Here is a 6,000-nt window from a genome sequence, read left to right on the forward strand (position 1 = left end):
AATGAACCGCATGTATCGAATGTAAAAAGTTTGATGACATGCGGTTTGATGTTTATGATGGTTTTAAAATAATAATTTTTGATGTTATAAATCCATCACTTCATTATTGTCTTCAAAAACTAGTTAGTTCTAAAATAACATAAAAGTATTGAAACAATGTGTTAAAAAAATTTATGTCATAAATTTTATGCATTACCGTTGCGAAAAATCTAAAAGTATTTTATAGTATAAGTAACGAGGATGAGATGCCTCTTTCTTTTAGGGCAAAAAAATGAATGAGTATTCATTCAAAGATTAAAAGAGGTACTCATTGTAAATGAATGATAGGGGGATAAAGAAATGAAACAATCCATTGAACGTGTAGCGGTATTAGGTTCTGGTGTTATGGGTTCAGGTATTGCGGCTCATTTAGCGAATATCGGTATTCCGACATTATTACTTGATATCGTACCACGTGAACTGACAAAGGAAGAAGAAGCAAAAGGCTTAACATTAGAAGACCCAGTCGTGCGTAACAAAATAGCCGTACAAAATAAGCAAGCATTATTAAAGCAAAAGCCGTCACCAATTACATCTAAAAAGAGCTTAGATTTAATTGAAACCGGTAACATGGAAGATGATTTAGAAAAGTTGAAAGATGTCGACTGGATTATCGAGGTTGTGGTTGAGAACTTAGACGTTAAAAAAGATGTCTTTGCTAAAGTAGACAAATATCGTAAACGAGGAACAATCGTTAGTTCAAATACATCAGGTATTTCGATTGAGAAAATGTCAGAAGACTGTTCAGAAGATTTTCGTCAACATTTTTTAGGAACACACTTTTTCAATCCACCACGTTATTTAAAATTGTTAGAGGTTATTCCAACAAAAGATACAAAGCCAGAAGTTGTAGAATTTATGCAAACATTTGCCGAAGACGTATTAGGTAAAGGGGTTGTCTTAGCTAAAGACACACCAAACTTTATTGCAAATCGAATCGGAACATATGGCCTATTAATTACGGTACAGGAAATGCTAAAAGCAAACTTATCTATTAGTGAGGTCGATTCTGTTACAGGCCCATTACTCGGACGTCCAAAGAGTGCCACGTTTAGAACACTTGATGTCGTTGGTTTAGATACATTTATCCATGTCGCTAAAAACGTCTATGATCAAGTTGAAGGAGAAGAAAAGCGTGTCTTTGAAATCCCGGGCTTCATGCAAGATATGCTAGAAAAAGGCTGGTTAGGAGCGAAAACAAAACAAGGATTTTATCTTAAGAAAAAAGGTAAAGAAGGCAGTATCATTTTAGAATTAAATCCTGAAACAATGGAATACGAAGAACGGAAAAAACTAAAGACAAAAGCAACTGAAATGGCTAAACAACAAAAAGGTTTCAATAAATTGAAAACGCTTTTATCTATGCCAGGTGATAAAGCAAGTGACTTTGTCTGGAACATTTTAAAGCCCGTCCTTCTTTATTCAGCAGAATTATTAGGTGAAATCGCTGATGATATTGTATCAATCGATAAAGCGATGAAATGGGGATTCGGTTGGAAATTAGGACCATTTGAACTATGGGATGTCATCGGTTTAAGAAAATCAGTCGAGCGGATGCAAACAGAGGGAGATACTGTACCGAAATGGGTTTTAGACCTTCTTGACAACGGTCATGAGCAGTTTTATAAAGAAGAAAATGGCGATACTCACTACTATGATGGTGACACATACCAAAAAGATGACGTTAATCCGAAAGAAATCCATCTTAAGCGTCTAAAAGATAAACAAGGTGTCATTATGAAAAATACAGGTGCAAGTTTAATTGACATTGGCGACGGTGTTGCATTACTCGAATTTCATTCACCGAATAATGCGATTGGTTTAGATGTCGTACAAATGGTGAATAAGTCCATCGAAGAAGTAGAAAAAAATTACGAAGGTCTTGTCATTGGAAACCAAGGTAAAAATTTCTGTGTCGGTGCGAACTTAGCATTGATGCTTATGGAAGCACAAGATCATAACTTCTTTGAATTAGATTTGGTCGTGCGCCAGTTTCAAAATATGACATTAAATATTAAATATTCGAAAAAACCAGTTGTGACAGCACCGTTTAATATGACACTGGGCGGTGGGGCTGAAGTGACATTACCAGCAGCTGCTGTGCAAGCGTCGCAAGAAACCTATATCGGATTAGTGGAAGTAGGTGTTGGGCTTATTCCTGGCGGCGGTGGTACGAAAGAGCTTTACTTAAAAATGCTTCGTAACGTGCCGAAAGATGTTGACGTTGACTTAATGAAAGTGGCAAATAAAGTATTTGAACGTGTCGCTATGGCTGACGTTTCAACATCTGCAGAAGAAGCGCGTGAGAAAGGCTTTCTTAATCATTTCGATGGCATTAGTGTCAATTCAGATCATTTACTCTATGATGCTAAACAGAAAGTGCTTGCATTAAGTCAAGCTGGATATAAAGCACCTAAGCGTGAGAAAATTCCAGTCGTTGGTGATCCTGGCTATGCAGCAATGTTAATGGGAGCTAAGACATTACAATTCGGTGGTTATGCGTCAGAACATGATGTGAAGATAGCTGAGAAATTAGCCTATGTTTTATCAGGTGGACGCATTAAAGAAAATAGTTTGATAGATGAACAAGTTATGTTAGACCTTGAAAGAGAAGCGTTTTTAAGTTTAATTGGCGAACCAAAAACACAACAGCGTATGCAACACATGTTATTAAAAGGAAAACCATTACGTAATTAATAGAAAGAGGGGGAAGGAAAATGAAAGAAGCGGTAATTGTAGCAGGAGCAAGGACACCAGTAGGTCGTGCCATTCGTGGAACATTAGCACATACACGGCCAGATGACCTTGCTGCTTTAACGATAAAAGAAACGTTAAAACGGGCAGATGGATATGATGGAGAGATTGATGATGTCATTATCGGTTGTGCGATGCCTGAAGCAGAGCAAGGAATGAATATGGCACGTAATATAGCGGGTTTAGCAGGTTTAAGTCATGACGTTCCGGGCATTACGATCAACCGTTACTGTTCATCAGGATTACAAAGTATTGCCTATGCAGCAGAGCGTATTATGCTGGGCTATGCAGATACGATTATAGCTGGTGGAGCGGAGTCCATGAGTTTAATTCCGATGGGTGGTCATGTCATTAAGCCTAATCCAACACTTGTAGAACAAGCACCAGAATATTATATGACGATGGGACATACAGCTGAAGAAGTTGCAAGACGATTTTCCATATCACGTGAAGAACAAGATGCATTTGCTGTTGAAAGTCACAAACGAGCGGCAAAAGCGATTCAAGAAGGAAAGTTTAATGATGAAATTGTTCCTGTAGAAGTAAAGGAACGTGTCATTGACTCTGATGGTAAAGTCGTCGAAAAAACAAAAACATTTGACATGGACGAAGGTGTAAGACCAGGAACAAATATGGAAGTTCTCGCAAAATTACGTCCTGCGTTCAGTCTTAACGGAACAGTAACAGCAGGAAATTCATCACAAATGAGTGATGGTGCAGCTTCGGTTTTGGTTATGGAACGGGAAAAAGCTGAAGCAGAGGGGCTAACACCACTTTTAAAGTTACGCTCATTTGCCGTAGCAGGGGTAGAACCAGAGATTATGGGAGTAGGCCCAGTCGCTGCGATTCCAAAAGCACTTAAATTGGCTAATCTTGAGTTAAGTGATATCGGACTGATTGAATTAAACGAAGCATTTGCTTCCCAATCATTACGTGTGATTCAAGCACTTGATCTAAATCCAGAAATCGTCAATGTGAACGGTGGAGCGATTGCCCTTGGTCATCCACTTGGTACAACAGGTACAAAGTTAACCCTGACATTACTTCATGAAATGAAACGGAGAAATGTCCAGTTCGGAATGGTGACGATGTGTATCGGTGGCGGAATGGGTGCAGCAGGCATTTTTGAATTACTTTAAATAAAATAAATTTTGAAAGGAAGATAAAGATGAGTGAAACAAAAGAGAAGTTTATTAAAGGTGGCGCATTCTTAATTGAGGAATTAAATGGAGAAGATATTATGACTCCAGAGGATTTCTCAGATGAGCATAAGATGATTGCTAATACGACAGAAGAGTTTGTCGTTAGTGAAGTTCTCCCTCTTGTTGACAAACTTGAAAACCATGAATTTGAGCATTCCGTTAAATTATTAGAAAAAGCTGGTGAACTCGGCTTATTAAGCGCTGATATTCCTGAAGAATACGGTGGACTTGGTTTAGACAAATTTAGTTCATCATTAATTACGGAAAAATTTGCCCGCGCAGGTGGTTTCTCAATTACACATGGTGCTCACGTCGGGATTGGAACGTTACCGATCGTCTTTTTCGGAAATGAAGAACAGAAGAAAAAGTATTTGCCGAAGCTTGCAACAGGTGAATTGATTGCCGCATATGCTTTAACAGAGCCAGGGTCAGGTTCTGATGCATTAGGTGCAAAAACGACAGCTGTTTTAAATGAGGCAGGCACACACTATATTTTAAATGGTGAAAAACAATGGATTACAAACGCTGCATTCGCTGATGTTTTTGTCGTATATGCTAAAGTTGACGGAGAGCACTTCTCAGCATTTATCGTAGAAAAAGATTTCCCAGGTGTCTCAACAGGACCAGAAGAAAAGAAAATGGGAATTAAGAGTTCTTCTACACGGACATTAGTTTTAGAAGATGCTGAAGTACCTGTTGAGAACTTATTAGGTGAAAAAGGCAAAGGTCATCATATTGCTTTTAACATTCTTAATGTTGGCCGTTATAAGCTAGCCATTGGTGGTGTAGGTGGATCAAAACGTGCGATTGAAGTCGCAACAAAATATGTCAATGAGCGTAAACAATTCGGGCGTTCCATTTCCAGCTTCACTCTAACGAAAGAAAAGTTAGGCACGATGGCCGCAGAAACATATGCAAATGAAAGTGCTGTTTATCGAACAGTCGGGCTTTTTGAACAGCGTATGGGATCTATGAGTGAAGAAGAATTAAAAGATGGGCGTGAAGTCGCTCGTGCAATCGCTGAATATCAAATTGAATGTTCCATGAATAAATACACAGCAACAGAATGCCTTGACTATATCGTTGATGAAGCTGTGCAAATGCACGGTGGTTACGGCTTTATGCAAGAATATGAAGTCGAGCGCATGTACCGTGATTCGCGGATTAACCGTATTTTTGAAGGAACAAATGAAATCAACCGCCTCATCGTTCCAGGAACATTGCTGAAAAAAGCTATGCGTGGTGAATTACCATTACTCCAAGAAGCTCAAGGCTTACAAGAAGAGCTCCTAATGATGATGCCAGAAGAAGTCGGTACAGAACCACTCGAGCAAGAAAAGTATTTAGTGAGAAACGCGAAGAAAATCGTTTTACTTGCTGCAGGATTAGCCGCACAAAAATATATGCAAAAACTAGAAGAAGAACAAGAAATATTAGCTAACCTTGCTGATATGGCAGCATCTGTATACAATATGGAATCTGCTGTCTTACGAACTGAAAAAGCGATTCAAAATTCAGGCGAGGAAAAGAATAAACAAAAGCTTCTCTATACACAAGTATACGTACAAGAAGCGTTCAATCGCATTGAAGCAGATGCAAAAGAAATTCTCGTTGCCGTTGAAGAAGGTGACACACTTCGCATGATGTTGTCATCCTTACGTAAGCTAACACGTCATACACCAACAAACGTAATCGCGAAAAAACGTGAAATCGCAGACCAAATCATTGACGCAGAAAAATATGTTCTATAAATAATCAAAGTTCATATCGTTTGCCCCCCAATAAAAGAACGAGCGGAGATTTCCGCTCGTTCTTTTGTTTTGGGTTTTATGTATGAATGGGGTGCGTTTGCACTTCAATGCATAGTCTCGTACTGTATTTTTCCTATGAGAGTCCACGTTGTCGTTTCAATGCATAGTCTCGTACTGTATTTTTCCTATGAGAGTCCACGTTGTCGTTTCAATGCATAGTCTCGTACTGTATTTTTCCTATGAGAGTCCACGGT

General features: G+C 38.7%; 3 protein-coding genes. All 3 read left to right on the forward strand.

Annotation, left to right across the window (positions count from 1 at the left end):
* Window positions 1-339 precede the first annotated feature (339 nt).
* Genes HNQ35_RS02250 through HNQ35_RS02260 form a run of 3 tightly spaced genes read left to right on the forward strand, consistent with a single transcriptional unit; the run spans window position 340 to window position 5,746 of the window.
* Entirely contained in the window at window positions 340-2,736 is a 2,397-nt protein-coding gene (locus tag HNQ35_RS02250) for a 3-hydroxyacyl-CoA dehydrogenase/enoyl-CoA hydratase family protein (protein WP_146934246.1), read from the forward strand.
* A gap of 20 nt (window positions 2,737-2,756) precedes the next feature.
* Window positions 2,757-3,932, forward strand: a complete 1,176-nt coding sequence (locus HNQ35_RS02255; protein ID WP_146934243.1) for an acetyl-CoA C-acetyltransferase — start codon at window positions 2,757-2,759, stop codon at window positions 3,930-3,932.
* 29 nt (window positions 3,933-3,961) lie between these two features.
* Entirely contained in the window at window positions 3,962-5,746 is a 1,785-nt protein-coding gene (locus HNQ35_RS02260; protein ID WP_146934239.1) for an acyl-CoA dehydrogenase FadE, read from the forward strand.
* The last annotated feature ends 254 nt before the right edge of the window (window positions 5,747-6,000 follow it).

It is taken from the genome of Cerasibacillus quisquiliarum (assembly GCF_014202495.1).
Classification (GTDB): domain Bacteria; phylum Bacillota; class Bacilli; order Bacillales; family Amphibacillaceae; genus Cerasibacillus; species Cerasibacillus quisquiliarum.

Coding starts and splice junctions, on each gene's coding strand:
- HNQ35_RS02250 (WP_146934246.1), top strand. CDS start 340: ATGAAACAATCCATTGAACGTGTAGCGGTATTAGGTTCTGGTGTTATG.
- HNQ35_RS02255 (WP_146934243.1), top strand. CDS start 2,757: ATGAAAGAAGCGGTAATTGTAGCAGGAGCAAGGACACCAGTAGGTCGT.
- HNQ35_RS02260 (WP_146934239.1), top strand. CDS start 3,962: ATGAGTGAAACAAAAGAGAAGTTTATTAAAGGTGGCGCATTCTTAATT.